We start from the raw sequence: 26005 nt of genomic DNA on the forward strand, positions 1-26005 counted from the left end.
CCATGCGTCTGACACTGGGGTTCTTGGCCGCACTCGTCCTCACGACCACGTTCACGCCGGCGGCGTCCGCCACAAGCGAGCCGATCCGGGAGACGGCGTGGGTCGAAACCGGCACCGACCACGACCACGACGGCAAGACCGACCGCGTCGCCGCCGACGTCATCCGGCCCGGCGCGCGGGGGCGCGTCCCGGTGATCCTCGACGTCAGCCCGTACTACGCGTGCTGCGGCCGCGGCAACGAGTCGCAGAAGAAGACCTACGCACCCGACGGCACACCCGAGCAGTTCCCGCTCTTCCTCGACAACTACTTCGTGCCACGCGGGTACGCCGTCGTGCTCGCCGACGTCGGCGGGACGAACCGGTCCTCGGGCTGCTTCGACGACGTCGGCTCCGGCACCGCGGTCGTGAACTGGCTCAACGGCCGGGCGAAGGCCTTCGACGCACCCGACGGCGGCCGGCCGGTGCGCGCGGACTGGGCCACCGGGGCCGTCGGCGCGATCGGCAAGTCCCAGGACGGCGCCACCGCGATCGGCATGGCCGCCTCCGGCATCGACGGCCTGAAGACCGTGGTGCCGATCGAAGGTGTCGCGAACAACTACGCCCAGCTCGTCGCGAACGGCGCGCCGCTGGCCACGCCGGAGAACACCGGCTCGGCGTTCACCTACAACGAGCGCGCGGCGGAGCTGTGCAAGCCGTTCGAAGCGGACATCAAGGCGCGCGCCGGCACGAGCGGCGACTACAACGCCTACTGGCGGAGCGTGAACTACGTGCCGCGACCGGTGCGCGCGAGCGTGCTGATCGCGCAGGGGTTCGGGGACGCCGTCGTCGCGCCGAACCAGTTCGCCGACTGGTGGGCCGCGCTCGGCCGCGCGGGCGTTCCGCGTCAGGCGTGGCTGAGCCAGGCGGGGCACGTCGACCCGTTCGACCTGCAGCGCGCGGAATGGGTGGCGAAGCTGGGCCGCTGGTTCGACCGGTGGCTGAAGGGGGTGCGCAACGGCGTCGAGAACGAGCCCGCGGTGCACCTCGAGACGACGCCGGACCGGTGGGCCGACGTCCGGCAGTGGCCGCCCGCCACGACGTCGGCGACGTTCCGGCCCTCGGCCGACGGCACGCTGGGCCGCCGCGGTTCAGGCACGGCGACCGTCGTCGACGACCCGGCGATCGGCCGTGAGCAGTGGGCCACCGGTTCGGCGGCCGCGCGGTTCCTGGGCGCGCCGCTGACCTCGGCGGTGCGGCTGGCCGGATCGCCGTCGGTGACGATCACCGCGTCGTCGGACCAGGCCGCGGCCCGGCTCGGTGTCGCGCTCGTCGACTACGGCCCGACCGAGGTCCGCGCCACCGCGAACTACGGTAGCGGGATCAGGACCCTGACCACGCACTCGTGCTGGGGCTCGAGCCGTCCCGGCGACTCGGCGTGCTTCCTCGACACGGCCACCGACCTGGTGCACGTCGACCACGAGATCGTCGCGTACGGCTCGGCCGACCTCGGGCACCACGCCTCGCTGCGCCACGGCGAACCGCTGGTCCCGGGTCGGGCGTACGCGATGACGTTCGACCTGACCGCGCTCGACCACGTCGTCCCGGCCGGGCACCGGCTCGGGCTGTTGCTCGGCGGCACCGACGGGCAGCTGTTCGACCCGGCGCTGCCGCCGCTGGGCGACACGCTGACGTTCGACCTCGCGCGGACGTCGCTCACTCTCGGCCTTACAAAGCCCGAACACTAGGCGGACGCCCTCCGAACACCGCCGCGACAGAGTTCTCCTCGTAACCCGGACACGAGGAGACACGATGCGAGGAACCACCTGGACGCGGCTGGCGCTGGCGGGCGGCGCGAGTGCGGCCTGCCTGCTGGTGGCGGCGCCGCTGGCCTCGGCGCAGACCACGTCGCCGGCGCCGGTCGCGCCGATCACGCTCAGCCCGGAGGAGTCGCAGCAGGTCTGCGGCGACTGGGTGCCGAAGCTGCAGAAGAAGGCCGACAACCTGCAGAAGCGGATCAACGGCGGCCCGGAGGTGGCCGGCTCGGTCGCGAATCTGAAGGCGCGCGCCCAGGACCAGCGCACCGCGGGGCACGAGGACCGCGCCAAGAAGCTCGACGACCGCGCCACCAAGCGCCAGGGCAAGGTCGGCGAGCTGAACACCGCGAAGCAGAAGCTCGACGCCTTCGCGGCCGCCCACTGCAAGCCGGCCAAGTGAGGGCCGCGAGGGTCGCGGCGGCGGTCGGGGCCGCCGCGCTCGTCGCGCTCGGCTGTTCGGGCTGCCGCGACAACCTGATGGGGTCGCCGGACTCGGGGACCTCCCCGGCGTCGTCCGAGCTGAGCGGGGTCGAGTCGACGCTCAACGGCATCGAATCCGACATGAACAGCGATGGCTCGCCCTGACCGGCTAGCGTCTCCCCTCTGAAGACGGCGGAGACGGGAGCGGGCATGGGGTCACCGGGACGCGGTCTCGTCCTCGTGGTCGAGGACGAGGCCGCGATCGCCGAGCTGGCGGCGCTGTACCTGAAGCGTGACGGCTTCGGGGTGCACGTCGAACCGGACGGTGGCAAGGCGCTCGACGCCGTGCGGCGGCTCAAGCCGGTGGCGGTCGTGCTCGACATCGGACTGTCCGGAATGGACGGCATCGAGATCTGCAAGGCGTTGCGCGCGGCCGGGGACTGGACGCCGGTGCTGTTCGTCACCGCCCGCGACGACGAGCTGGACCGGCTGCTGGGCCTGGAGATCGGCGCGGACGACTACCTCACGAAACCGTTCAGCCCGCGGGAGCTGGCCGCGCGGGTCCGGACGGTGCTGCGCCGCGCTTCGGGGGCGGCCCCGGCTCCCTCGACGTTCGCGGTCGGCGAGGCGCGGGTGGACCTCACGAGCCGCCGCGCCTGGGCCGGGGCCGCCGAGGTGTTCCTGACCTCGACCGAGTTCGACCTGCTCACGCACCTGCTCCGGCACCCGGGGCAGGTGCTTTCGCGCGACCAGCTGCTGAGTGCCGTCTGGGGGTACGCCGCGGCGGCGGGCACGCGCACGGTCGACGTCCACGTGGCGCAGCTGCGGGCGAAGCTCGGCGCGTCGAGTCCGATCCGGACGGTGCGGGGCATCGGCTACGCGGCGGATCCGGCATGAGGGGGACGCTCGCCGGGCGGATCACGCTGGTGTGCCTGGCCGTCGCGGGGGTGGCGGTGCTCGTAGCCGGGTTCGTCGGGGCCCGGCTGATCCGGACCACGGCGGACAACGTGCTGCAGTCGTCGCTGGCCGCGCAGGCCGACGTCGTCGCGTCCCAACTGGACGAAACCGGCATCGGGAACCGGCTGGGGGTCGGCAAGGTCGCCGACGTCGTGCGCGGGCAGGGCATTTCGGTGGTGGTCCGCCGCGCGGGCGGGCAGGCCGCCGGGGACGGCGTCGCGGTGCAGGCGGCGAACAAGGCCGGGCTCGCCGCGCGGCATTCCACGCGGGTGACGGTCGCGGGCGCGCAGTACCTCGTCGAGACGCGGGTGGTCGGCACGCGCGGCGCGGCGTTCGCGCTGGTCCTGCCCGCGCGCAACGCCGAAGCGACGCAGCGCGCGTTGGTGCGCAACATCGCGCTGGCGCTGGGCATCGGGCTGCTGGTCGCGGCGCTGGCCGGGTTCTTTTCGGGCCGGCTGCTCGGCCGGCCCCTGCGCCGGGCCGCGCTGGCCGCGGGCTCGCTGCGGGCGGGCCGCCGGGACGTCCGGGTGCCGGTGGAAGGACCGCGGGAAGTGGCGGAAGTGGCCGGGTCGCTGAACTCCCTGGCCGACGCGCTGGCGGTGAGTGAGGCGCGGCAGCGGGACTTCCTGCTGTCGGTGTCGCACGAGCTGCGCACGCCGCTGACCGCCGTCACCGGGTTCGCCGAGGCGATCGCGGACGGCGTCGCCACGGGGCCGGACGCCGTCCGGGCCGGGGAGACCATCCAGCGCGAGGCGTTGCGGCTCGAGCGCCTGGTCACCGACTTGCTGGAGCTGGCGCGGCTGGGGGCCGACGAGTTCCAGCTCGACGTCGCCTCGGTGGATCTGGCCGCGTTGGTGCGTGACTGCGCGGAGGTCTGGCAGCTGCGGTGCGCCCGGCAGGACGTGCGGCTGTCGGTCTCCGGTCCTCCCGCGCCGGTTTTCGTGTCAGCGGACGCCCGGCGGCTGCGTCAGGTGGTGGACGGGCTCGCCGAAAACGCCCTCCGGGTGACCCCTTCCGGTGCGCCGATGGTCTTCTCCCTCACGCTCACCGCGTCCGAGGCTTCGTTGTCGGTGCGGGACGGCGGCCCGGGCCTGGCGCCGGAGGACTACGCGGTGGCGTTCGAACGCGGGGTGCTGAACGCGCGTTACCGCGACCGCCGCCCGGTCGGCTCGGGCATCGGACTGGCGCTGGTCCACGGCCTGGTCACCCGCATGGGCGGGACACTGACGGCCGGCCCGGCCCCGGAAGGCGGCGCGGCGTTCACGATGACATTCCCCCTCACCCACCCCTGACCACCGTGTCGTCCCCCCAATCACGAGTGATGCCCCTCCAATCACGGCTGATGCCCCTCCAATCACGCGTGATGCCTCTTCAACCACACGTGATGCCTGGTCACGCCGGTGGGGCCGGTGGGTCGAACCGGGCATCACCCGTGTCCGGAGAGGCATCACCTGTGATTGGAGGGGCATCACGTGTGATTGAGCGGGCATCACGTGTGATTGGGGGGACGACACGGTGGGGTCGTAGGGTCGGGGGATGGAGATGTTGCACCTGCGGTACTTCGTCGCGGTCGCCGAGGAACTGAACTTCTCCGCGGCCGCGCGGAAGCTGCACATGGCCGCTTCTCCGCTCAGCCAGCGGATCAAGGACCTCGAGCACGAGCTCGGGCAGCAGCTGTTCGACCGCAGCACCCACCACGTCACGCTCACCGCCGCCGGGACCGCGTTGCTGCCGCTCGCGCGGGACGTCCTCGAGCAGGTCGGCGCCATCCCGTGGAAGCTCAAGGAGGCGACGCGGCCGCAGCGCAGCACCGTCTTCCTCGGCATGCCCGCCGGCGTGCACCCTGACCTGCGGGAACGCGTCAACGCGCTCGCCGGGCGGGTGCGGGACACCTATGAGCTCAAGCGCTGGCCCGGCACCACCGCCGACCTCGTCCAGGGGGTGCACGAGGGCAAGCTCGCCCTCACCCTGGCCCGGCTGCCCGTCACGGACCCGGCGCTCGACCAGCTGCCGGTGATGTCGGAACGGCTCGGCGCGGTCGTCCCCGCCGATCTCTTCGCCGGGCGGGACTCGGTCAGCCTGGCCGAGCTCAAGGAGTTCCCGTACGTCGGCTCGCCCGGGGAAATCACACCCGCCTATTTCGACCAGCTCGACCACCAGCTGTCCGAACTGGGCGTGAAGAAACGCATTCGACTCACCAACACCGGTTACGGCGGGACGTCGGAAATCATTTCCAGCGGCGAGGCCTTTTCCATTTCCATGCTCGACGACAAGAGCCCGATGCACGGCTACCGGCTCGACAACGTCATCGTGCTGCCCTTCACCGATTTCCGTCCCCAGCTGGACACCGGCCTGCTCTGGCGCCGCGACCGCACCGATGGCGACCTTCGCGACCTCGTCGACGCCGCGAAAGAGATCTTCGCCGCGCCATTAATGGTATGACCGCCGTGGTCACACCATTGTTCGCATCATGATCATTCCCTTTCGCGGCACCCGCGCCTACGTTCGTAAGTAGAACGAAGACCGCGAAAGGACGGAATGATGACGAACAGCACCGGACCGCTGGACGGCGTGCGCGTGATCGACCTCTCCACCGTGGTGATGGGCCCGTACGCGGCCCAGATCCTCGGCGACCTGGGCGCCGACGTGATCAAGATCGAGTCCCCCGCCGACACCGTGCGGGTGGGCAGCTACCGCACCACGCCGGGCATGACGCCGCTGAACCTCAACGTCAACCGCAACAAGCGCAGCGTGGCCCTCAACCTCAAGGACGAGACCGAGCGCGAGCAGGCGCTCAAGCTGATCGACACCGCCGACGTGCTGATCACCAACATGCGCCCCGGCGCGCTGAGCCGCCTCGGCCTGAACTACGCCGACGTCGCCCAGCGCAACCCGCGCCTGGTCTACGCCCACGCCCAGGGCTTCCGCGGCGACTCCGCCCAGGCCGGCAACGCCGCCTACGACGAGACCGTGCAGGCCTCCTCCGGCCTGGTCGACGTCGCGAACCGCGCGCTCGGCGAGCCGGTCTACCTGCCGACGATCATCGGCGACAAGGTGTCGTCGCTGACCATCGCCTACAGCGTGCTCGCCGCGCTGGTCCACCGCGACAAGACCGGCGAAGGCCAGCAGATCGAGATCCCGATGACCGACACGCTGCTCGCGTTCAACCTGGTCGAACACCTCGCCGGGCACACCTACGAACCGGCCGAGGGCCCCACCGGGTTCGCGCTGTCGATGACGAAGGGCCACGCCGCGGTCCGCACCAAGGACGGTCTCGCCTGCGTCATCCCCTACAACCCGAAGAACTTCCGCGACTTCTTCGCCGCGGCCGAGCGCCCCGACCTCGCCGAGGACCCGCGCGTGAACGGCGACGCGATCGACCGCGTCGACAACGAGTGGCTGACCGAGCAGATCGCCGCCTGCGCCCCGGCGCTGACCACCGACGAGTGGGCCGAGGTCTGCGCGAAGCACAGCATCCCGATGGCGCCGGTGCTCGAGCTGGACCGCGCGCACGAGGACCCGTACGTCCGCGAAGGCCACCTGCTCGACACCGTCGAGCACCCGAGCGAGGGCGCCATCCGCACGGTCGGCATCCCGGTGAAGTTCTCCGCGACGCCCGGCTCGATCCGCCGCCTGGCCCCGCTGGCCGGCCAGGACACCGCCGAAGTCCTCGCCGAACTGGTCTGAACCACCGGCACTTTCCCTACGAAAGTGCCGCTTTGGGAAGTGGGAGTCATGAGTGAAGTACGCACCGAGCGGATCGGCGGCACCCTGCTGATCACGATCGACCGGCCGCAGGCCCGCAACGCGGTCAACGCCGCCGTCGCGACGCAGCTGGCCGCCGCCCTCGACGAGCTGGAAGCCGATCCGGCGCTCCGGGCGGGCGTCCTGACCGGCGCCGAGAACACCTTCAGCGCCGGCATGGACCTCAAGGCCGCGCTCAAGGGCGAGTCCCCGGAGATCCCGGGCCGCGGGTTCGGCGGCCTCACCGAAGCCGAGCTGTCGAAGCCGTTGATCGCCGCCGTCGAAGGGTTCGCCATGGGCGGTGGGTTCGAGCTGGCGCTGGGCTGCGACCTCATCGTGGCCGCCGAAGACGCGAAGTTCGGGCTCCCCGAAGTGAAGCGTGGGCTCATCGCCGCCGGTGGTGGCGTCATCCGGCTGCCGAAGCGGATCCCGCACCACCTCGCGATGGAGTTCCTCCTCACCGGCGAGCCCGTCACCGGCCGCCGCGCCGGCGAGCTGGGCCTGGTCAACCGCGTGACCCCGGCGGGCGACGCCGCCGCCGTCGCGCTGCAGCTGGCCGAGAAGCTGGCGGAGAACGCACCCCTGGCCCTCGCCGCCGTCAAGAAGATCGTGCGTGCCGCGAATCCCGCGACAACACAGCGCGAAGAAATCAAGAAGCTGATGCAGTCCCAAGACGTCCGCGAGGGCATGACCGCCTTCGCCGAGCGCCGCGCTCCGAAGTGGACAGGCGAATGAAGATCGACGAAGTCCGGCAGCACGTGACCACTCCCCTGACCGCCCCGGCGTTCGCGCCGGTGGTCCCGAGGTTCACGAACCGCGAGTACCTGAACATCGTCTACCGCACCGACGCCGACGCCCTGCGCGCCGTCGTGCCGGAGCCGCTGAAGGTCGAAGAACCGTTGGTGCGCTTCGAGGTCATGAAGATGGGCGACGTCTCCGGCTACGGCCCGTACACCGAGTCCGGTCAGGCCATCGAGGTCAGCTTCGACGGCGAACGCGGCGAGTACCTGCACGCCATGTACCTCGACAACTTCCCGGCGACCGCGTCCGGGCGCGAGGTCAGCGCGTACCCGAAGACCGTCGGGTCGCCGAACCTCTATGTCGACAACGGCGTGCTCGTCGGCACGCTGGACTACGGGACGCTCCGGGTCGCGACCGCGACGATGGGCTACAAGCACCACGAGCTGGACACCCGCGAGGCCGAACGCCAGATCACCGTCCCGACGTTCATGCTCAAGACGATCCCCGGCTACGACGGCACCCCGCGCGTCCAGGAGCTGGTCCGCACCGAGATCACCGACGTCGTGGTCAAGCAGGCCCACACCGGCCCCGCGCGGCTGCAGCTGTTCCAGCACGTCCTGGCGCCGCTGGCCGACCTGCCGGTGCTGGAGGTCGTGTCCGCCAGCCACATCCTCACCGACCTGACGCTCGCCCCGGTCAAGCCGGTCTTCGACTACCTGAAAGGAGCCCGATCATGAAGAACGCCGCAGTCATCGGCGCGGGCACCATCGGCCTGTCCTGGACGGCGCTGTTCGCCCACCACGGCCTGACCGTCCGGGTCACCGACCCCCGCCCCGACCTCGCCGACGCCGTCGCCGAAGCGCTGAAGACGTTCGCGCCGCACCTGGGCACCACCGCCGCCGAGCTGGCGAGCCGGGTGAGCATCGCCGAAAGCGTCACTGAATCAGTGAAAGCCGCGGATGTGGTTCAGGAGAACGGGCCGGAGAACGTCGAGTTCAAGAAGGCGCTGTTCAAGCAGCTCGTCGAGGAGGCTCCGGAGCACGCGCTGCTGCTGAGTTCGTCCAGCGCCATCCCCTCGACCGCCTTCACCGGCGGGATCGACGGGAGCCGGGTCCTCATCGGACACCCGTTCAACCCGCCGCACCTGATCCCGCTGGTCGAGGTCGTCCCCGGCGAGCACACCAGCGAAGAGTCAGTGGCGAGGGCCGTCGAGTTCTACACCTCCCTCGGCCGGACGCCGGTCGTGGAGCGCAAGGAGATCCCCGGGTTCGTCGGCAACCGGCTGCAGAACGCGCTCAGCCGCGAGGCGATCTACCTCGTCGAGCAGGGCGTGGTGACACCGTCCGAACTGGACGCCGTGATCACGAACTCGCTCGGGATCCGCTGGGCGACCGTCGGGCCGTTCCTCGGCTCGCACCTCGGTGGCGGCCCGGGCGGCTACCGGCACATGGCCGAGCACATCGGCAAGTCGATGAAGAAGATGTGGGCCGGGCTCGGAAACCCGTCCCAGAGCCCCGAAGAGCAGGAACGGCTGATCGAAGCCGTCGAACAGGCTTACGGCTCCTCCACGTACTCGGAACTCGCCGAGACGCGCGACCGCAAGCAGCTCGCCGTTTTGCACGCAGTGGAGGAGAACTGAGATGGAACCGCTCAAGGACAAGCTGACCGCCGACTTCTACGACTTCGAGGCGCTGCTGCCCGACGACGAGCGCAAGCTGCTGGTCAAGGCGCGCGAGTTCATGACGAACGACGTCAAGCCGCTGGTCAACGAAAACTGGGAAGCCGGCACCTTCCCGAAGGAACTCATCGGGATGTTCCGCGAAAGCGGCCTCGCCGGGCTGCCGTACGAAGGCTACGGCGAGCACAAGCCCGCGGTCAGCCACCTGCTCACCGGCATGATGGCGATGGAGATGAGCCGCACCGACGCGTCCGTGGCGACGTTCTTCGGTGTCCACAACGGACTCGCGATGTACTCCATCTACAGTGGAGGGAGCCAGGAGCAGCGCGACCGCTGGCTCCCCGAAATGGCCGCCATGGACAAGATCGGCGCGTTCGCGATGACCGAGCCCCTGGGTGGCTCGGACGTCGCAGGTGGCATGCGGACCACGGCCAAGAAGGACGGCGACACCTGGATCCTCAACGGCGCCAAGAAGTGGATCGGCAACGCGACCTTCGCCGACTACGTCGTCGTGTGGGCCCGCGACCTCGATGACAACCACGTCAAGGGGTTCGTCGTCGAGAAGGGCACGCCGGGCTTCGTGCCGGCGAAGATCCAGGGCAAGACCGCGTTCCGGATCGTCGAGAACGCCGAGATCACCCTGACCGACGTCCGCGTGCCGGAGGCGAACCGCCTGCAGGGCATCGACTCCTTCCGCGACGTCGCCGAGATCCTGCGCGCCACCCGCGGCGGTGTCGCCTGGCAGGCGCTGGGCGTGATGATCGGCGCGTACGAGGCCGCGCTCGCCTACGCGCAGGAGCGCACGCAGTTCGGCCGGCCGATCGCGCGGTTCCAGCTGGTGCAGGACCTGCTCGTGAAGAGCCTCGGCAACATCACCGCGTCGTGGGGCATGCTCGTGCAGCTCGCCCGGCTGCAGGACGCGGGGATCTTCAAGGACGAGCAGTCGTCGCTGGCGAAGGCGTTCGTCACCTCGCGGATGCGCGAGGTCGTCGCCTGGAGCCGGGAGATCTTCGGTGGCAACGGGATCGTGCTCGAGTACGACGTCGCGCGGTTCTTCGCCGACGCCGAGGCGATCTACTCGTTCGAAGGCACGCGCGAGATGAACACGCTGATCGTCGGTAAGGCGATCACCGGGCAGTCCGCGTTCGTGTGAGGAGTCAGTTGACGCAGCCGGCGGCCGTCGAGGTCGCCGGCTGCTTCGCGTTCGACGACGACGGCGGCGTGGCCGTCTGCGCCACCGGCTTCACGCCGCCCGTGGTGTCGTCACCCGAGGCCTGGACCGCGGGCGTGCTGATCGCCGTGCGCACGAACTGCTGGACCTGCGCCGGGTCGACCTTCACCGCGTCGCCGTCGGACGGCGTCGGCAGCGACAGGCTCTGCACCGGGATCGTGGCGAACCCGATCGCACCCGACGTCATCCCGCGCAGCTGCTGCGCGAAGCTCAGCACATCCCAGCCCTTGTCGAGCACGACCGCGCCCTGCACCGCGCTGACCAGCGAGTTCAGCTTCGAGACGTCGGTGAACGTGCCCGCGCTCAGTACCTTCTTGGCCATTCCGGACAAGAACGCCTGCTGCCGCGCGATCCGGTCGAGGTCCCCGTTCTGCAGGCCGTGGCGCTGCCGGACGAACGCCAGCGCCTGCGCCCCGGAAAGCGTTTGCGGGCCGGCCGCGAAGTCCGCGCCGGAGTAGGTGTCGTGCACCGGCGCCTTGAGGCAGACCTCGACGCCGCCGACGGCCTGCGAAAGCGCGTCGAACCCGGCGAGGTTGATCGCCGCGTAGTGGTTGATCGTGAGGCCGGTGAACTTCTCGACGGTCTGGATCGCGGTCTTGGCGCCGGCCGCGTTCGCCGCCACCTCCAGCTGCGGGCCGGACAGCCCCTCGGCGCGCAATCCGGACATCGAGGCGTTCTTGCCGCGGCTGTACGCGGAGTTGATCTTGTGCTTGCCGTAGCCGCCGGCGATGTCCACATAGGAGTCACGCGGGATCGAGATCGCGGTCGCCGCCGCGCCGCCGGCCGGGATGTGCACGACGATCATCGTGTCCGTGGTGTCGCCGCCGTCTTCGCCGCTGCCGGCGTGCAACGCGTCGAGCACGTTCTGCGGCAACGGGTTGCCGTACGCGTCGGTGCGCGCGTCGATCCCGACGAGCAGGATGTTCTGGGCGACCTTGAGCGGTTCACCGGGCGGCGCGTCTTCCTCGTCGACCTGTGCCGAGGGCGGGATGACGTCGGCGGTGACGATGCCGTTGTCGAGCTTGCTCAGCTGCGTCCACGCGAAACCGGTGGCGGCGAGCACGAGCGTCGACACGACACCCACCGCTACGCGACCGCCGACGCGGCGCCCCCGGGACGACAACAGCACGACACTTCCCCTTGCTTCCCTCTGGTGAACCCCTCCTTCGAGGATCACCGCGTTAGCTGGGAATCAGCTGAGAAAGTTGTCGAAAACCTGTGACGCTGCCCGATCGGCCGAGCGGATTCCGGCCGATCGGCCGACTTCCGCGACGGAAAGTGTCGAACCGCGCACGGGGACGTGCTGTGGGCGCGGCCACAGTGGCCGGAACTATCGCGTCAGCGGGGCATCCTGCGCCAGATCGCGCGCGGCAGCAGCCGCATCGCGAAGAAGACCGGACGGAGCACCCCGGGCACCCAAACGACCCCGCGCCCGCGGCGCAGGGCCGCGACCGTCGCGTCCGCCACCTGGTCCGGCGTGCTCGAGAACGGCGCCGGGGCCATCCCCTCGGTCATCCGCCCGATCACGAAGCCCGGGCGGACCAGCAGCAGGTGCACACCCGAGCCGTGCAGGGCGTCCGCGAGGCCGCTCGCGAAGCCGTCGAGACCGGCCTTCGCCGAGCCGTACACGTAGTTCGCGCGGCGCACGCGCACCCCGGCCACGGACGAGAACACGACCAGGCTGCCGCGGCCCTGCGCGCGCAGCAGGTTCGCCGCGTGGGTCAGCACGCCGACCTGGGCGACGTAGTCGGTGTGGACGATCGCCGCGGCGTGGGCCGCGTCCGTCTCCGCGCGCGCCTGGTCGCCGAGGATGCCGAACGCCAGCACCACGGCGTCGAGGGGGCCGTGCTCGGCCGCCACCTGCTCCAGGAACGGGCCGTGCGCGGCGAGGTCGTCGGCGTCGAACTCGGCCGTTTCGACCAGGGCGCCGGCTTCGCGCAGCTCGGCGACCGGCGCGGTCAGGTCCGCGCCCGGCCGCGCGGCCAGCACGACCCGCCGGCCGTCCTCGACCAGGCGTTTCGCCACGGCCAGGCCGATTTCACTGCGTCCGCCGAGCACCAGCACCGTTCCGCTCACCGCAGCAGTCTCCCAGCCCGTGCCGAGCCGGGATCGGGCAGGTGATCTGCACGACATGCAACTTTGCATGACGTGCAAGTTCTGGCTACCTTGGTAGGCGTGTCCCCACCCACCGGCCTGCGCGAGCGCAAGAAGTACGAGACGCACCGCGCGCTCGCCACCGCCGCCGTCCGGCTCGTCGCCGAACGCGGGCTCGACGCGGTCACCGTGGAGGACATCGCGACCGCAGCCGACGTTTCCGTCCGCACGTTCTTCAACTACTTCGCGTCCAAAGAGGACGCTGTGGTGATCGCCGTCCCCGACCACCTCCAGCGCACCGAACGCACCATCGAACGCTTCCTCGCGCTGCCCGCCGAGCTGTCCGCGCTGGCCGCGCTGACCACCGCCATCCGCGACGACCTCGCGTTCATCGCCGAGAACCCGCGCGAGTGGCTCGACCGGGTGACCGCGATGAAGCGGCACCCGACCCTCGTCCACCGCTCGCTGGCGATGAACGCCGAGCAGATCGAGCCGCTCACGACGGCGATCGCCCGGCGCACCGGCTGCGCACCGGCCGACCTGTTCCCGTCGCTGCTGCTGAACGTGGTCAGCGGCGCGCTCAACGCGGCGATGATGCGCTGGCACGAGCGCGACGGCGAAGGCGCCGTCGCCGACCTGTTCGACGACGCCGTGGCGAGCATCGCCGCGGGCCTGCCCGACCCGAAGCGGACCCGCTGAGCCGGTCCGCGCCCGAACGCAAGGGGGAAACCATGTCCACGACCGCCGATCCACCGGAAGTGACCACCCCCGGCCCGATGAGCCGCCGCCAGGTCCTGGAAGCGATGTCGGGGCTGATGATGGGCATCTTCGTGGCCATCCTCGCCTCGACCGTCGTCGCCAACGCGCTGCCCCGGATCGTCAGCGAGCTGGGCGGCTCGCAGGCGTCCTACACCTGGGTCGTCACCACCGAACTGCTGGCGATGACCGCGACCGTCCCGTTGTGGGGCAAGCTTTCCGACCTCTACAACAAGAAGCTGCTGATCCAGATCTCCCTGGCGCTGTTCGTGGTCGGCTCGCTCGTGGCCGGGTTCGCGGGCAACATCGACGTGCTGATCGCGAGCCGGGTCGCCCAGGGCATCGGCGGCGGCGGGCTGACCGCGCTCGCCCAGGTGATCATGGCCGCGATCGTTTCCCCGCGCGAGCTCGGCAAGTTCTCCGGCATCTTCGGCGGCGTGTTCGCCGTCGGCACCGTCGCCGGCCCGCTCATCGGCGGCGTCCTGGTCGACACGTCGTGGCTCGGCTGGCGCTGGTGCTTCTTCCTCGGCGTGCCGTTCGCGGTGACCGCGATCCTGCTGCTGCAACGGACACTGGACCTGCCGACGGTCAAACGCGACGTCAAGGTCGACTACCTCGGCGCGTTCCTGATCATGGCCGGGGTGTCGACGCTGCTGATCTGGTCTTCGCTGGCCGGGCAGGAGTTCGCGTGGGGCTCGTGGCAGACCGCTGTCCTGGTGACCGCCGGGCTGGTCGTGCTGGCGCTGGCGGTGTTCGTCGAATCCCGGGTGCGGGAGCCGATCCTGCCGCTGGGCCTGTTCCGCAACCGCACGGTGACCCTGACGACGGTGGCCAGCTTCCTCGTCGGCGTCGCGATGTTCGGCGGCACGGTGTTCCTGTCGCAGTACTTCCAGCTGGCCCTGGGCAAGTCGCCGACGGTCGCCGGGCTGATGAGCCTGCCGATGATCCTCGGCCTGATGGTCTCCTCGACGGTGTCCGGGCAGCTGATCAGCCGGACCGGCCGCTGGAAGAGCCACCTGCTGCTCGGCGCGCTGCTGATGGCCGCCGGGCTCGGGCTGCTCGGCACGATCGACGCGCACACGAGCGTGGTCGTGCTCGGGACGTTCATGCTGGTGCTCGGCGTCGGTGTCGGCATGCTGATGCAGAACCTGGTGCTGGTGGCGCAGAACGACGTCCCGGCGCACGACCTGGGCGCGGCGACGTCGGCGCTGTCGTTCTTCCGCAGCCTCGGCGGGTCGATCGGGGTGAGCGCGCTCGGCGCGGTGCTGGCGAACCGCGTGACGGCGTTGATCACCGAAGGGCTCGGCCCGCTGCCCGCCGGTGACGGTGGTTCGGGCAAGGTGCCGGACCTGGCGACCCTGCCGGCGCCGGTGGCCGCGGTGATCCGGGAGGCCTACGGCACGGCGACCAGTGACCTGTTCCTGATCGCGGCGCCGATCGCGCTGCTGGTGGTCGTCGCGGTGGCGTTCCTGAAGCACCTGCCGCTGAAGACGCAGAGCGGCCTGGAGCGGCTCGCGGACGAGGAGCCCGCGGTGCGCTAGCTTGCGCGGATGGACTTCGAAGCGCTCGTCGAGCGGCACCGCCGGGAGATCCAGGTGCACTGCTACCGGATGCTCGGCTCGCTCGGCGACGCCGAAGACCTCGCGCAGGAGACGTTCCTGCGGGCGTGGAAGGCCCGAGACGGGTTCGAGGGCCGGGCGAGCGTGCGCACCTGGCTGTACCGGATCGCGACGAACGCCTGCCTCGACGTCCTGGCCCGCCGCCCGCGCCGGGTGCTGCCCGACCAGCTCGGGCCGTCCGGCGAGCCGGCGGGCCCGATCGAGGCGGCCAACCTGCCGTGGCTCGAGCCGTGCCCGGACGAGTTCCTCGGCGTGGACGACATCGCGGCGGTGGTGATCGAGCGGGAGACGATCGAGCTGGCCTACCTGGCCGCCCTCCAGCACCTGCCCCCGCGGCAGCGCGCGACGCTGGTCCTGCGCGACGTCCTCGGCTGGTCGGCGAAGGACACGGCGGCGGCGCTGGAAACGAGCGTGGCGTCGGCGAACAGCGCGTTGCAGCGGGCCCGGGCGACGTTGCGTGAGCGGCTGCCCGCACGCCGTGCCGAGTGGACGGCCGGCGACCCGACGGCCGAGGAAGCCGCACTGCTCAAGCGGTTCATCGAGGCCTACGAACACGGCGACCCGGCGGCGGTGGCCCGGTTGCTGCACGAGGACGCGCAGGCGATCATGCCGCCGTACACGCTGTGGTTCGGCAACCGCGACGCGATCATCGCGGCGCTGTCGCTGTCGATGGACCCGGCGTCCCCGCACTGCGTCGGCCGGTTCCGGATGCTCCCGACCCGCGCCAACCGCCAGCCGGCGGTGGCCACCTGGCTGCGGCGGCCGGGTGAGGAGCGGTATCGGTGGTTCGGGGTGTCGCTGCTGACGGTGGAGCAGGGGCTGATCACGGCGATGGCGGCGTTCGAATCGGCGCCGGCCGGGGTGTGGGGGCTGCCGGAATTCTGGGCGGGCGATTGAGCACGGTCACCATGGGTCCGAGCCTGGTGCGTGCGCCCCAATGTGGCCTTGGTTGCTCCACCGATGCCCCCACCGCCACCCTCAACGGAGGCGCTCCGCGCCGCAGTGCTTACTCAACGCACCCAAGGGGCCCTTCGTTGCGTCTGACGCACCGAAGGCCACATTGGGGCGCTTCGGGCTCGGCGCACTCAATGCGTGGGCGCGACTCCCCTGCGAAAGGCGTGAAAAAACCCGGGCAGGTGATTCATGGCGAATCACCTGCCCGGGCACACGCGTTCCCGGAACTCATTCTTCCGGATTCGGTGTTCGTCTTCTTGGCCGCCGGGAAGAGGTCACCGGGCGGCGATCAGGCCGCTCGGTGCCGCTGCGGGGCCGTGCGCACCAGCCCGCGGCGTTCGACCGCGGTGGCGCCGCCGAAGACGCCGTGGTCCAGGCCGTTGTCGAGCGCGTAGCCGAGGCATTCGGCGCGCACCGGGCAGCGGGCGCACACGGCCTTGGCCTGCGCCGTCTGCCGGGCGCCGGGGCCGACTTCGGAGATCGGGAAGAACAGTTCCGGGTCCTCGTCCTTGCAGGCCGCGAGTTCCGCCCAGCCCGTCATCGTGGCTTCCATTTCCTTCGTTCACCTCCCTAGTGCTTCTGTTTCCCATTGTCGTGGCGCGTCAACCGACTTGACGGACGCGGACGCGCGAGCGCATCCGCCTGAGTCAAGGGGGTTTTGGCTTCGGTCCCCGGCTCACCCTCCGGGCAACCAAGACTGCAACACATGAGAGTACGCCTTTCTTCCTGGGATCTCGATGTCGATCACGTCACTCGATCGGCGAGATCGCGCTCCAGCGTGACCCGCACCAGTGCCGCCGCGAGGGCAGCCAGCCGGTCGCCGCCGACGAGCTTCGCGAGTCTGCCCGGTTCGGTCGGCAGGCCGAGCTTTTCGGCCCCCCGCAAGGCTTTCCCGTCCAGGTGCGGCCGAAACTCCGGCCACACCGCCTGCACCTCCCTGGCGAAGATGTCCACCCCCACCGGACCGAGCCGGGGCACCTTCCGCAGCCCGGCCGCCAGTGTCCGGAATTCGCCGTTCGCGGCCTCGCGCAGCCGTCTCAGGTCGCCGCCGTAGGAGTCGAGGACCACCTGCGCGCCCTCGCCGAGCGCCGTCGCCGTCTGTTCGTCGTAGCGCTTGTAGTGCGCGCGGCCGAGGGCGTCGACGCGCTGCTGCCAGGTCGCGTTCTTCATCGCCACCGCCGTTCCCAGTCCCGCGGCCTTGAGCTCGCGGGCCGCGTCGACTGCGATCGCCGCCTTGATCCGGGTCGAGAGCAGCACCGACAGGACCAGCAGCCGGTACAGCGGCGCCGGGGTGTCGGCGAGCTTGATCCCGGCCTCGGCCGCGTACGTCGGGCCGGCCTCCGCGAGCAGGCACTGGATCTTGTCTCGATGGGTCATCGAGCGCGGGTACCCGGCAGGCCCGCGGTCATTCACCCGCGTTTCGTCACCGGTGGTCACCACTTCGGCGCAAGCCATTACTCCTACCGAGCAGTCTTGATCGAATCGTTACACGTGGGAGCCCGCTCACCGCACTTGTTCCAGTGGAGGCGAGGGGTGGTGAGGGGACCGTGTGCGCTGGCGAGGATTTCGACGCCTTCTTCCGGGCCGACTTCCCGCCGCTCGTGGCGTTCCTCTGCAAGGCCGGGTTCGAGGTCGAGACGGCCCGCGACGTCGCCGCCGAGGCGATGCTGCACCTGCTGGAGGCGTGGCCGACCGCCGAGGACCCGCGGGCGTGGGTCCGCCGCGTCGCCGGCCGGCTGCTCGGCCACGGCGGCGACGCGCGCGCCGACTGGTCTCTGGCGGGTGACCCCCACGACGACGAGGCGCTGGCCGTGCTGGTCGAGCCACACGCGGACCTCATCGACCTGCTCGCCGCCCTCCCCGACCAGCAACGCATGGTCCTGACGTGGTCCCTCGACGGGTTCACGCCGACCCAGATCGCGCGGGCGCTGCGGGTCGCGCCCGCGACCGTCCGCTCCAACCTGCGCCACGTGCGGGAACGCCTCCGGCGCCACCGGGCCGCTTCGCCCGGCGACCAGCGGGACAGGGAAAGGTGAGCAGAATGCCGGCAACCGAGTACGGCGATCGGGCGATGACCGAGCTGCTGCGGGAGTCGAACGCCGCACTGCACGACTCACTGCGCGTCGGCCTCGACGTCGAGGGCACGCTGCTGCGGGTGCGCAGCCGGGCCCTCGTCCGGGAGATCGCCTCGGCCAAGCCACCCGAGGCGTTCCCCGCGCACTGGCGGCGCCACGACGAGCCGGTCGCCGACGCGATCGCGGGCGACGACGCGGCGACCGGGCGCCTGCTCGCCACCATCCGGCCGCTGGTCGTGCGCTACTGCCGGGCGCGGGTGGGCCGGCACGAGCGGTCGTTCGCCTCCGCCGACGACGTCGCGCAGGAAGTGTGCCTCGCCGTGCTCACGGCGCTGCCGTCCTACCGCGACCAGGGCCGTCCGTTCCTGGCGTTCGTCTACGGCATCGCCCAGCACAAGGTGGCCGACGCCCACCGCGCGGCGGCCCGCAACCGCACCGACCCCGTGCCCGAGATCCCCGACGGCGTCTCCGAGGCCGACGGGCCGGAGCAGCGCGCCCTGCGGTTCGAGCTCAACGAACGGCTGGCCCGGCTGCTGGAGGTGCTGCCGGCCAAGCAGCGCGAGATCGTCGTGCTGCGGGTGGTGGTCGGGTTGTCGGCGGAGGAGACGGCCGCGGCGGTGGGCTCGACGCCCGGCGCCGTGCGCGTCGCCCAGCACCGCGCGCTGGCGCGGCTTCGAAGACTTCTGACGGGCGAAGAGGACTAGCGCCGCACGCGGTCCAGCACGAACTCCGCCAGCGCCGCGGCCGGTCCCTCCATCGACTCCCGTGCCAGCAGCATGAACTCGATTTCGCCGGGCTCGGGCAGGCCGCCGAGCTCGACGAGGTCGTCCGGGACCAGGCTGCGCGCGTGCAGGGTGACGCCGAGGCCGGCGGCCGCGGCGGCCCGCAGCCCGGTGAGGCTCGACGTCTGGCACGCCGCCCGCCACTCGAGCCCGGCGCGTTCCAGGCACTCCACCGCGAGCTGCCGGGTGATCGACGGCATCGGGTACTGCACCAGCGGCACCGGCTGGCCCGGTTCGAGCACCGTCGCCGCCGAGCCGATCCAGACCAGCGGCTCGCGCCACAGGAGCCGGCCGTGGTGCGTGCCCGGGCGGCGCTTGCCCAGCACCAGGTCCAGCTGCCCGGCCCGCAGCCGCTGCGCCAGGACGTCGGACAGCTCGACGGTCAGCTCGACGTCCACCAGCGGGTGGCTGCGGCGCAGCCGGTGCAGGATCTCCGGCAGCTCGCCGAGCGCGAAGTCCTCGGAGACGCCGAAGCGCACGCGGCCGCGCAGTTCGGCGCCGCGGAAGTGCCGCTCCGCGCGTTCCTCGGTGTCCATGATCGTCTGCGCGAACCCCAGCATCGCCTGCCCGCGCGCGGTGAGCTCGACGGTGTGGGTGTCGCGCGCGAAGAGCAGCCCGCCGGCGTCGGCTTCGAGGCGCCGGACGTGCTGGCTGACGGTCGGCTGGCCGACGCCCAGGCGCCGCGCGGCCGCGGTGAAGCTGCGCGTCTCGGCGACGGCGAGGAACGAACGGCACAGGCGCGGGTCGAGCACGGTGGTGAGCTTATCGCGATCCGCGATGACAGTCAGTCCGGTCATCGGGGTTCACAATGAGCGTCCGAGCGCCGAGAATTGCCGCGGAAGGAGATCCATGTCCCGGTTTCGGCTCGACCCGTTCGTTCTCGCGATTCTCGCCACCGTCGGCGTCGCCACGCTCCTGCCCGCTTCGGGCGCTGTCGCCAGTGGGTTCAGCACGGCCACGACGATCGCCGTCGGCCTGCTGTTCTTCCTCTACGGCGCGCGGTTGTCCACGGCGGAGGCGCTCGACGGGCTGCGGCACTGGAAGCTGCACTCGGTCGTGCTCGCCGCGACGTTCGTCCTGTTCCCGCTGCTCGGCCTGGCCCTGTCCCTGCTGCCGTCGTCGGTGCTGCCCGCCGAGCTCGCGGCCGGGGTGCTGTTCCTCGCCGTGCTGCCCTCGACCGTGCAGTCGTCGATCGCGTTCACTTCGATCGCCCGCGGCAACGTCGCGGCCGCGATCTGCAGCGCGTCGCTGTCCAACCTCGCCGGGATCGTGCTGACGCCGCTGCTGGTGGCGCTGCTGCTTTCCGGCGACGGCGCGGGCGTCGACGGCTCGGCGGTGCTCGGGATCGTGCTGCAGCTGCTGGCGCCGTTCGTCGCGGGTCAGCTGGCGCGGCGCTGGATCGGCGGCTGGCTCACCCGGAACTCGGCGCCGCTCAAGGTGTTCGACCGCGGCTCCATCCTGCTGGTGGTGTACACGGCGTTCAGCGCGGGCATGACCGAGGGCATCTGGCACCGGCTCGACGTCGGCCACCTGGCGGTGCTCGTGGCGGTGTGCTGCGTCCTGCTGGCGGCGGTGCTGACCGCGACCGGCTGGGGCGCGCGGCTGCTCGGCTTCGCCCGCGCGGACGCGATCACGATCGTGTTCTGCGGGTCGAAGAAGAGCCTGGCCAGTGGCCTCCCGATGGCGACCGTGCTGTTCGGGCCCGCGCGGGTGGGGCTGATCGTGCTGCCGCTGATGCTGTTCCACCAGATCCAGCTGATCGTGTGCGCGACGCTCGCCCGCCGGTACGCGGCTTCCGCCCCGGTCGAGGAGCTCGTTCCGGCCTGACCGATGAGTTTCCCGGGCCGGGCCCGTCGGTAGTGGTGACCCTCTACCGAAAGGCGGCTCCCGTGGCCAAGGTCCTGTACCACATCACGATGTCCCTCGACGGTTTCGTCGCCGGCCCGGCCGACGACATGACGTGGCTCTCCGGCCTGCACGCCGGACCGAACCCGGTGGTCGAGCGGGTGCTCGGCGAGATCGGCGCGGTGGTGATGGGCCACCACACCTACGCCCCGGCGACGACGGCGGAGGGCCAGGTGTACGGCGGCCGCTGGTCGGGCCCGATCTTCGTGGTGACCCGCTCCGCGACGCCCACGCCGGGGTTCACGCTGGTGGAAGACCTCGGCGACGCCGTGAAGGCGGCGTCCGCGGCGGCGGGCGACGGATACGTGGCGGTGCTCGGCGCGACGACCGCGCGGCGGTGTCTCGAGGCGGGCTTGCTGGACGAGGTGCTGGTACACGTGGCGCCCGTGCTGCTGGGCGACGGCGTCCGGCTGTTCTCGCACCCGGGTGGAACGCGGGTGCGGCTGGAGCCGCTGGAGCTGAGCAGCAGCGGGCCGATCGGGAACTGCTGGTACCGGGTGGCGTGAGGTCCACTGTGCACAGACCGGCGGCGGGGTAACACCGGGCGGCGGCGGAGCGACTCCGGGGGCGACTTCGAAGGGGAGGAACGCCATGGGAACCCGGGTACTCGCCGCACTGGGCGGCGCGGTGGTGGTCGCCGCGGGCGCGGTGGTCTTCGCGAGCACGTCGGCGGCGGTCGGGCCGGCACCGGCGCCGATCGTCCAGGCGGCGCAAGCGAGCTGCTTCACCGACGGCAACGGGATCTGCACGGTCACGCACGGTCTCGGCAAGGTGCCGGAGGCGGTCGTCGTGTCGCCGAACACGCCGAGCCCGTTCAACGCGTTCACGCTCAACACGGTGTTCGGCTCCTACACCGCGACGACGTTCCAGGTGCGGGCGATGTTCACGCAGACCGCGCCGAAGACGTTCGGCCAGATCTGGTTCAGCTACGCCGCTTACGGTTCGCCGTCGGCGCCGCCGACCACGGTGACCACGCCGACAACTCCGCCGCCGCCGACCACGACACTCAAGCCGCCGACCACGACGACTCCGCCGCCGGCCACCACGCCCGACCCGACCACAACGCCGACCGGCGGCGGCACCTGAGCGGATTCCGCGGCCTTCGCCTTGCCTGGCAACGACTTCCGTCACCGCCGGCGAGGCGAAGGCTTCTTCCGCAGTTCTTCCGCGAAGATCGTCTCGACCCGGGAGTTCGCGCGCCGCAGGGCGCGGGCCATCACGCGGATCAGGCCGGCCAATGCCAGTGCGCACAGCAGACCGAGGCCGATGGCCGTGGAGTTCGCCACGAGCGCCTCCCGGTACTGGTGCGCCAGGTAGCCCAGGCCCGCCCCGGCGGTGAGTGCGTCCAGCAGCGCCAGCCGGATCGCCCGGTCCCCGGTCAGCGAGACCCCCGGTGTCGCGGCCATCGCCCACCTCCCGCCGTCTCGTTCAGCGGTGACGCCCTTGCAAGGTAGACGAGCGTGCCCCGGTCGGTGGGTGTTTCAACCTGTTTGGCCTACCGGATCTGCCCGGATGGCCGCTGTGATAACTTGAAGCGAACTGAGTCTTCTTTGCGGATGCAAACCTCGTGCCGCCTGCGCGCCGAGGCCAGGGGGCGGTAGCTCAGTTGGTTAGAGCAGGGGACTCATAATCCCTTGGCCGCGGGTTCGAGCCCCGCCCGCCCCACCCGATCTCCGACCTCACCGCAGCCGGTCGTACACCACGGCCGTCTCGCCGAGCTCGCCCGTCTCGTGGTGCGCGAGACGCCACTTCGACGCCGGCAGGCCGTCTTCGAACAGGCGGGCGCCGCCGCCGGCGATCTCCGGGCAGATCATCAGGTACAGCCGGTCCAGCAGGTCCGCTTCCAGCAACGCCTTGATGACGCTCGCGCTGCTGTTGACCAGGATGTCACCCGAGCCCGTCGCCTTCAGCTCGGTGATGACGTCGGCGGCCGGGGCGTTCACGACCCGGGTGCGCTCCCACGGCGCGTCGGTCAGGGTCGTCGAGAACACCACCTTTTCCGTGTCCACCAGCCACTTCGCGTACCCGCGGTCACGCGGGTCGGCGTTCTCGTCGGCGGCGACCGTGGGCCAGAAGCCCAGGAAGCCTTCGGCGTTGCGGCGGCCGAGGACGGCCGTCGTCGCGTCTTCCCAGATGCGCGTCAGGTGGCCCCGCGCGACTTCGGTGGTCGCGTACGGGAGGATCGCCCCCATGTCGGCGGGCCCGCCCGGGCCGCTGTAGCGCCCGTCGAGCGTCAGGCTGAGGTTCGCGGTGACTCTGCGGTCGGCCATGTCAGTCGGTCCTTTCGGTGGCGAGCACTTCGGTGAGCTGGTCGAGCACCTGGTCCCAGCCGGCTTCGATGCCGGCGATGGCGGGGACGGCCTCGACCGTCGTCGCGGTGATCCGCAGGCCCAGCCGCAGCCGGGTGCCGGCCGGGTTTTCGGTGAGCCCCAAGTCGTAGTGGCCGGTGAAGGACGCCCGCCCCCGCACCGCGAGGTCGAACACGAGCCGCCCGGGCTCGTCGGCGACGCGGACCCGGCCTTCGGCGCGGTGTTCGCCGTCGGCGTCGCGGTAGGCGAGCACGGCTCGCCCGCCCGGCCGCGGCTCGAGCACGCAGTCCGTGATCGTCAGCGAAGGCGGCGCCCACCAGGAGGCCAGCAGACCGGGCTCGGCCCAGTGCCGCCAGACGACGTCCGGCGCCGCGGGCAGCAGGCGTTCGAACGCGAACACGCGCCCGTCCGCCCACCGGTCCCGGTCCGCGACCGCCGTCTCCGCCTCGATGGCCGCCTGGTACCGCGCGACGACGTCCCGTTCTCCTTCGTGCGCCTCGGTTTCCGCGGCCAGCTCCCGCAGCCGGTCCGCGAACGCGGCCAGCGGCCCGGCTTCGAGGGCGTACACCCGACGCTGACCGAGCGGGAAGACGGTGACGAGCCCGGCGCGCGCGAGGTTCTGGAGGTGCTTCGTGGTTTGCGGCTGACGCAACCCGGTCAGCTCCGCCAGCTCGCCGACCGAGCGCGGCCGCTCGGCGAGCAGAGCCACGATGCGCCAGCGAGCGGCGTCCCCGAGAGCTGCGGCGATCCGGTCCATGCCGGAAGTATTCACTACCGAGAATATTCAGGTCAAGGAATATCTTGGCCCAGCCAGCGCACCCCGTAGACGTACCCCAGCTGTGGGGCGGTGAAGTCCTGCGCCACCTCGTAGGCGCCGTCGAGCGGCAGCGTCTCCCCCGGCTGGGCCGGATCGGACAGCACCGAATACGGCACCCGGTCCAGCCGCCACACCGCCCGCGGCGGCCGCTCGGGGTCGAAGCGGACCCGCACGGTGACCGACTCGCACATCACCAGCGGCACGAACGCGTACGACGGCCGGATCGGGCGGCCGTCGCGGATCCGGAACACCAGGGAATACGTGTGGGTGTCGCCGCGCGCGAGCGGCCGCGGCAAGTCGAGCAGCCAGCGGAAGTGCCGTTGGCCCTCGCGGCTCTCCCCGGTGATCCGGACGCCGTGCTGGGCGTCGGCGGTGACGTCCCGCTCGCCATCCGAGCCGTCCTCGACGCGGGGCACGGTGAACTGCGCGGAGATCCGGCTCAGGCCGTCGCGGGTCGCGACGATCAGGCGTTCCTCGATCAGCTCCGGCTCTTCGGTGTCGAGGCGCACGAGGACCTTGAGCCGCTTGACGAACCAGCCCTCGTCGGGGTCCGGGACGCCTTCGCCGGGCCGCGCGCCGGCCTCGATCTCGGCGGCGAGCCGGGCGAACGCGCGGTCGATGCGCCGCCGCGCCGTGCGGTCGGAGACCCGCAGCCGCTGCGCCAGGATCCCGACGCGGTCGCTGAGCAGGGCGTGCTGCGAGCCGGGGGCGATGCCCAGCGCGACGTTCACCGCCAGCCTGTCGTCGGCCGGGAAGTCCGCGATGGCGGCGGAAATCGCTTCGCGCAGGACGCGCCGGGCTTCGCGCTCGCTCGTCGTCCGGTGGATTTCGCACCAGGCCGCGACGAGCGGCCCGAGCCGGCCGCGCAGCCGTTCGGCTTCCAGCCCCCAGCCCCGCCGCAGGGTGGTGAGCTCCCGGACCAGCCCGTCCTCGTGTGCCATGGGAATTCGATTGTGGCACGCGGGCTTCCGCGCGATCGGCGGCAGCGGCTGAGCCGATCAGGTGATTCCCCGGGTGGCCAGTCGTTGGCCAGTTCCGCCGCGATTCGGCCCGCGACGGGCCGTTGCCGACTCGGCGGCTGACCGACCATTTCCCCGTCGACGACTCCGGGGAGGAACGTTGTCCGGCAGCACGTACCCGTCGTTCGCGCCTTCCGACGTCCGGCAGCTGGCCCGCGCGGGCCGGCTCGCCGGCTCGGCCGCGCACGCCCCGCCCGGCGACCTCGCCCGGTTGCGCGGCGCGGTCTACACCGTGGCCTGGCCCCTGGTGTTCGCGCGGATCACCAAGCCGCTGGAGCGCCGGCGTCACCACCCGGACTGCGCGCGCGGGCTCGAATCGTTGCGACCGGACTGCCTGGACCGGTTCCACGACGACGTCGAGGCCGTCGTGGACCACGCGCTGCGGCGGGCGACCGGCCCGATCGAGAACTTCGACGGCTGGCTGGCGACCCGGCTGAGCCCGGCGACGGTCGACGCGCACCGGCGGCGGCGCGGCGAAATCGGGGCCCTGCAACGGCCCCGGCTCCCGGGCTGGCTGGCCGAGGCCCTCGGCGGCGACCCGTGGCTCGGCGAGCTCGCGCTGCAGGTGCTGATCTGGGCGGGCGTGCCGGCGACCGCGGGCGGCGAGCTGTGGCCGTTGGCGGGCTGGGCCGAGCGGCGCGCGGAGGTCACCGGGGAGCCGGCCGGCCGCGACACGCTCGACCGCGAGGTCCGGCAGGTGCTCGCCGCGATGCGGACGCGGCCGAAGTGGTACGCCGAGCACGTCGAACGCCCGCTCGGGCACAAGCGGGCGCCGGTCGCGCCGATGCCCGCGGACGGCCCGGCCGAGCTGACGGCGCTGCAGCTGGTCGCGCCGGAAGAGGCCGACGACGACCGCCTCACCAGACTGGCCGAGCAAGCCCTGACGGCGATCGAAGCCCGTCTGGACCGCGGCCACGACCCGGCGGCGGCGGTCACGGCGGTGGTCCGCTGCGTGTTCGGCACCGGCTCGCCGCACCACGGATCAACCCTGGACGACTGGCTGGCCACGGCCCTCGCCGACGAGTCCCGGCTCGAGGAGATCGTGGCGACGGTCCTGGCCGTCCTGGACCGCTGAGCACCGCGCTTCGAGCACCCGGAGCGGCAGCCCGGC

At 71.6% G+C, this 26005-nt stretch carries 29 protein-coding genes and 1 tRNA gene; 21 read left to right on the top strand and 9 right to left on the bottom strand.

What is annotated here, in order from left to right:
• Window positions 1-2 precede the first annotated feature (2 nt).
• The 11 genes from M8542_RS09865 (at window position 3) to M8542_RS09915 (ending at window position 10486) form a co-directional block, all read left to right on the top strand.
• Window positions 3-1724 carry a CocE/NonD family hydrolase gene (locus M8542_RS09865; protein WP_257919757.1) on the top strand — a complete coding sequence of 574 codons (1722 nt, stop codon included), beginning with the start codon at window positions 3-5 and terminating at the stop codon, window positions 1722-1724.
• A gap of 64 nt (window positions 1725-1788) precedes the next feature.
• The gene (locus M8542_RS09870; protein WP_257919758.1) at window positions 1789-2193 is read left to right on the top strand and encodes a hypothetical protein; all 405 of its coding nucleotides are present in this window, start codon (window positions 1789-1791) and stop codon (window positions 2191-2193) included.
• Window positions 2190-2378, top strand: a complete 189-nt coding sequence (locus tag M8542_RS09875; protein WP_257919759.1) for a hypothetical protein — start codon at window positions 2190-2192, stop codon at window positions 2376-2378. The genes M8542_RS09870 and M8542_RS09875 overlap by 4 nt, the downstream gene beginning before the upstream one ends.
• Window positions 2379-2423: 45 nt before the next feature.
• Entirely contained in the window at window positions 2424-3110 is a 687-nt protein-coding gene (locus tag M8542_RS09880; RefSeq protein ID WP_257919760.1) for a response regulator transcription factor, read from the top strand.
• Window positions 3107-4462 carry a sensor histidine kinase gene (locus M8542_RS09885; protein WP_257919761.1) on the top strand — a complete coding sequence of 452 codons (1356 nt, stop codon included), beginning with the start codon at window positions 3107-3109 and terminating at the stop codon, window positions 4460-4462. The genes M8542_RS09880 and M8542_RS09885 overlap by 4 nt, the downstream gene beginning before the upstream one ends.
• 244 nt (window positions 4463-4706) lie before the next feature.
• Window positions 4707-5612 (top strand): LysR family transcriptional regulator, encoded by a 906-nt coding sequence (locus tag M8542_RS09890; protein ID WP_257919762.1) that lies wholly within the window; start codon window positions 4707-4709, stop codon window positions 5610-5612.
• A 96-nt stretch (window positions 5613-5708) separates the two neighbouring features.
• Window positions 5709-6857 (top strand): CaiB/BaiF CoA transferase family protein, encoded by a 1149-nt coding sequence (locus M8542_RS09895; protein ID WP_257919763.1) that lies wholly within the window; start codon window positions 5709-5711, stop codon window positions 6855-6857.
• A 48-nt stretch (window positions 6858-6905) separates the two neighbouring features.
• A complete protein-coding gene (locus M8542_RS09900; RefSeq protein WP_257919764.1) occupies window positions 6906-7649 on the top strand; it encodes a crotonase/enoyl-CoA hydratase family protein in 744 nt (247 codons plus the stop codon).
• Window positions 7646-8392, top strand: a complete 747-nt coding sequence (locus M8542_RS09905) for an acetoacetate decarboxylase (protein ID WP_257919765.1) — start codon at window positions 7646-7648, stop codon at window positions 8390-8392. Before M8542_RS09900 ends, M8542_RS09905 begins: the two co-directional genes overlap by 4 nt.
• Window positions 8389-9294: a 3-hydroxyacyl-CoA dehydrogenase NAD-binding domain-containing protein gene (locus M8542_RS09910; RefSeq protein ID WP_257919766.1), complete on the top strand. Its 906-nt coding sequence runs from the start codon at window positions 8389-8391 to the stop codon at window positions 9292-9294. Before M8542_RS09905 ends, M8542_RS09910 begins: the two co-directional genes overlap by 4 nt.
• A 1-nt stretch (window position 9295) precedes the next feature.
• A complete protein-coding gene (locus tag M8542_RS09915; protein WP_257919767.1) occupies window positions 9296-10486 on the top strand; it encodes an acyl-CoA dehydrogenase family protein in 1191 nt (396 codons plus the stop codon).
• A gap of 4 nt (window positions 10487-10490) precedes the next feature.
• Here the strand turns inward: M8542_RS09915 and M8542_RS09920 are convergent, their stop codons facing one another.
• Window positions 10491-11693, bottom strand: a complete 1203-nt coding sequence (locus tag M8542_RS09920; protein ID WP_257919768.1) for an LCP family protein — start codon at window positions 11691-11693, stop codon at window positions 10491-10493.
• A gap of 209 nt (window positions 11694-11902) precedes the next feature.
• Window positions 11903-12640 (bottom strand): decaprenylphospho-beta-D-erythro-pentofuranosid-2-ulose 2-reductase, encoded by a 738-nt coding sequence (gene dprE2 / locus M8542_RS09925; RefSeq protein WP_257919769.1) that lies wholly within the window; start codon window positions 12638-12640, stop codon window positions 11903-11905.
• Between the two features lie 99 nt (window positions 12641-12739).
• Between dprE2 and M8542_RS09930 the strand changes: the two genes are divergently transcribed.
• From M8542_RS09930 to M8542_RS09940, 3 genes are read left to right on the top strand one after another with little or no spacing between them, the layout of a single operon-like run.
• Window positions 12740-13357: a TetR/AcrR family transcriptional regulator gene (locus M8542_RS09930; protein ID WP_257919770.1), complete on the top strand. Its 618-nt coding sequence runs from the start codon at window positions 12740-12742 to the stop codon at window positions 13355-13357.
• Window positions 13358-13389: 32 nt separating this feature from the next.
• Window positions 13390-14955, top strand: a complete 1566-nt coding sequence (locus tag M8542_RS09935) for an MDR family MFS transporter (RefSeq protein ID WP_257919771.1) — start codon at window positions 13390-13392, stop codon at window positions 14953-14955.
• A gap of 9 nt (window positions 14956-14964) precedes the next feature.
• On the top strand, window positions 14965-15930 hold the full coding sequence (locus M8542_RS09940) for an RNA polymerase subunit sigma-70 (RefSeq protein WP_257919772.1): 966 nt from the start codon (window positions 14965-14967) through the stop codon (window positions 15928-15930).
• 346 nt (window positions 15931-16276) lie between these two features.
• On the opposite strand, the gene M8542_RS09945 is transcribed toward M8542_RS09940, so the two are convergent.
• Window positions 16277-16540: a WhiB family transcriptional regulator gene (locus M8542_RS09945; RefSeq protein WP_257919773.1), complete on the bottom strand. Its 264-nt coding sequence runs from the start codon at window positions 16538-16540 to the stop codon at window positions 16277-16279.
• Between the two features lie 191 nt (window positions 16541-16731).
• Entirely contained in the window at window positions 16732-17364 is a 633-nt protein-coding gene (locus M8542_RS09950) for an endonuclease (protein ID WP_257919774.1), read from the bottom strand.
• Between the two features lie 170 nt (window positions 17365-17534).
• On the opposite strand from M8542_RS09950, the gene M8542_RS50315 reads away from it, so the two are divergent.
• Both M8542_RS50315 and shbA read left to right on the top strand, forming a co-directional pair.
• A complete protein-coding gene (locus tag M8542_RS50315) occupies window positions 17535-18023 on the top strand; it encodes an RNA polymerase sigma factor (protein WP_257919775.1) in 489 nt (162 codons plus the stop codon).
• A 146-nt stretch (window positions 18024-18169) separates the two neighbouring features.
• A complete protein-coding gene (shbA, locus tag M8542_RS09960; protein ID WP_257920178.1) occupies window positions 18170-18766 on the top strand; it encodes an RNA polymerase sigma factor ShbA in 597 nt (198 codons plus the stop codon).
• Here shbA and M8542_RS09965 read toward each other — a convergent pair.
• Window positions 18763-19596, bottom strand: coding sequence for a LysR family transcriptional regulator (locus M8542_RS09965; protein WP_257920179.1), 834 nt, complete (start codon window positions 19594-19596; stop codon window positions 18763-18765). The two genes, shbA and M8542_RS09965, sit on opposite strands and share 4 nt — an antisense overlap.
• A 97-nt stretch (window positions 19597-19693) precedes the next feature.
• On the opposite strand from M8542_RS09965, the gene M8542_RS09970 reads away from it, so the two are divergent.
• The 3 genes from M8542_RS09970 to M8542_RS09980 all read left to right on the top strand — a co-directional run bounded on the left by M8542_RS09970 (window position 19694) and on the right by M8542_RS09980 (window position 21835).
• Window positions 19694-20671 carry a bile acid:sodium symporter family protein gene (locus M8542_RS09970; protein ID WP_257919776.1) on the top strand — a complete coding sequence of 326 codons (978 nt, stop codon included), beginning with the start codon at window positions 19694-19696 and terminating at the stop codon, window positions 20669-20671.
• A gap of 62 nt (window positions 20672-20733) precedes the next feature.
• Entirely contained in the window at window positions 20734-21255 is a 522-nt protein-coding gene (locus M8542_RS09975; protein WP_257919777.1) for a dihydrofolate reductase family protein, read from the top strand.
• A gap of 85 nt (window positions 21256-21340) precedes the next feature.
• Window positions 21341-21835, top strand: a complete 495-nt coding sequence (locus tag M8542_RS09980) for a hypothetical protein (protein WP_257919778.1) — start codon at window positions 21341-21343, stop codon at window positions 21833-21835.
• Between the two features lie 41 nt (window positions 21836-21876).
• Here M8542_RS09980 and M8542_RS09985 read toward each other — a convergent pair whose 3' ends face one another.
• On the bottom strand, window positions 21877-22155 hold the full coding sequence (locus M8542_RS09985; RefSeq protein WP_257919779.1) for a hypothetical protein: 279 nt from the start codon (window positions 22153-22155) through the stop codon (window positions 21877-21879).
• A gap of 185 nt (window positions 22156-22340) precedes the next feature.
• On the opposite strand from M8542_RS09985, the gene M8542_RS09990 reads away from it, so the two are divergent.
• Window positions 22341-22414, top strand: a tRNA-Ile gene (locus tag M8542_RS09990).
• Between the two features lie 14 nt (window positions 22415-22428).
• Here the strand turns inward: M8542_RS09990 and M8542_RS09995 are convergent.
• Genes M8542_RS09995 through M8542_RS10005 form a run of 3 tightly spaced genes read right to left on the bottom strand, consistent with a single transcriptional unit; the run spans window position 22429 to window position 24816 of the window.
• Window positions 22429-23019: a dihydrofolate reductase family protein gene (locus M8542_RS09995; protein ID WP_257919780.1), complete on the bottom strand. Its 591-nt coding sequence runs from the start codon at window positions 23017-23019 to the stop codon at window positions 22429-22431.
• Window position 23020: 1 nt separating this feature from the next.
• Window positions 23021-23815, bottom strand: coding sequence for a metalloregulator ArsR/SmtB family transcription factor (locus M8542_RS10000; protein WP_257919781.1), 795 nt, complete (start codon window positions 23813-23815; stop codon window positions 23021-23023).
• A 32-nt stretch (window positions 23816-23847) separates the two neighbouring features.
• Complete coding sequence (locus M8542_RS10005) at window positions 23848-24816, bottom strand: hypothetical protein (protein WP_257919782.1); 969 nt, start codon at window positions 24814-24816, stop codon at window positions 23848-23850.
• Between the two features lie 178 nt (window positions 24817-24994).
• Here M8542_RS10005 and M8542_RS10010 point away from each other — a divergent pair, with 178 nt between their 5' ends.
• Window positions 24995-25969, top strand: coding sequence for a hypothetical protein (locus M8542_RS10010; RefSeq protein ID WP_257919783.1), 975 nt, complete (start codon window positions 24995-24997; stop codon window positions 25967-25969).
• Window positions 25970-26005: the final 36 nt, after the last annotated feature.

The organism is Amycolatopsis iheyensis, from assembly GCF_024703995.1.
Classification (GTDB): Bacteria; Actinomycetota; Actinomycetes; order Mycobacteriales; family Pseudonocardiaceae; genus Amycolatopsis; species Amycolatopsis iheyensis.

Coding starts and splice junctions, on each gene's coding strand:
- M8542_RS09995 (WP_257919780.1), bottom strand. CDS start 23,019: ATGGCCGACCGCAGAGTCACCGCGAACCTCAGCCTGACGCTCGACGGG.
- M8542_RS09870 (WP_257919758.1), top strand. CDS start 1,789: ATGCGAGGAACCACCTGGACGCGGCTGGCGCTGGCGGGCGGCGCGAGT.
- M8542_RS09905 (WP_257919765.1), top strand. CDS start 7,646: ATGAAGATCGACGAAGTCCGGCAGCACGTGACCACTCCCCTGACCGCC.
- M8542_RS09890 (WP_257919762.1), top strand. CDS start 4,707: ATGGAGATGTTGCACCTGCGGTACTTCGTCGCGGTCGCCGAGGAACTG.
- M8542_RS09940 (WP_257919772.1), top strand. CDS start 14,965: ATGGACTTCGAAGCGCTCGTCGAGCGGCACCGCCGGGAGATCCAGGTG.
- M8542_RS09915 (WP_257919767.1), top strand. CDS start 9,296: ATGGAACCGCTCAAGGACAAGCTGACCGCCGACTTCTACGACTTCGAG.
- M8542_RS09900 (WP_257919764.1), top strand. CDS start 6,906: ATGAGTGAAGTACGCACCGAGCGGATCGGCGGCACCCTGCTGATCACG.
- M8542_RS09910 (WP_257919766.1), top strand. CDS start 8,389: ATGAAGAACGCCGCAGTCATCGGCGCGGGCACCATCGGCCTGTCCTGG.
- M8542_RS09980 (WP_257919778.1), top strand. CDS start 21,341: ATGGGAACCCGGGTACTCGCCGCACTGGGCGGCGCGGTGGTGGTCGCC.
- M8542_RS09885 (WP_257919761.1), top strand. CDS start 3,107: ATGAGGGGGACGCTCGCCGGGCGGATCACGCTGGTGTGCCTGGCCGTC.
- M8542_RS09950 (WP_257919774.1), bottom strand. CDS start 17,364: ATGACCCATCGAGACAAGATCCAGTGCCTGCTCGCGGAGGCCGGCCCG.
- M8542_RS09935 (WP_257919771.1), top strand. CDS start 13,390: ATGTCCACGACCGCCGATCCACCGGAAGTGACCACCCCCGGCCCGATG.
- M8542_RS10005 (WP_257919782.1), bottom strand. CDS start 24,816: ATGGCACACGAGGACGGGCTGGTCCGGGAGCTCACCACCCTGCGGCGG.
- M8542_RS09865 (WP_257919757.1), top strand. CDS start 3: ATGCGTCTGACACTGGGGTTCTTGGCCGCACTCGTCCTCACGACCACG.
- M8542_RS09945 (WP_257919773.1), bottom strand. CDS start 16,540: ATGGAAGCCACGATGACGGGCTGGGCGGAACTCGCGGCCTGCAAGGAC.
- M8542_RS09970 (WP_257919776.1), top strand. CDS start 19,694: ATGTCCCGGTTTCGGCTCGACCCGTTCGTTCTCGCGATTCTCGCCACC.
- M8542_RS09895 (WP_257919763.1), top strand. CDS start 5,709: ATGATGACGAACAGCACCGGACCGCTGGACGGCGTGCGCGTGATCGAC.
- M8542_RS10000 (WP_257919781.1), bottom strand. CDS start 23,815: ATGGACCGGATCGCCGCAGCTCTCGGGGACGCCGCTCGCTGGCGCATC.
- M8542_RS09985 (WP_257919779.1), bottom strand. CDS start 22,155: ATGGCCGCGACACCGGGGGTCTCGCTGACCGGGGACCGGGCGATCCGG.
- M8542_RS09880 (WP_257919760.1), top strand. CDS start 2,424: ATGGGGTCACCGGGACGCGGTCTCGTCCTCGTGGTCGAGGACGAGGCC.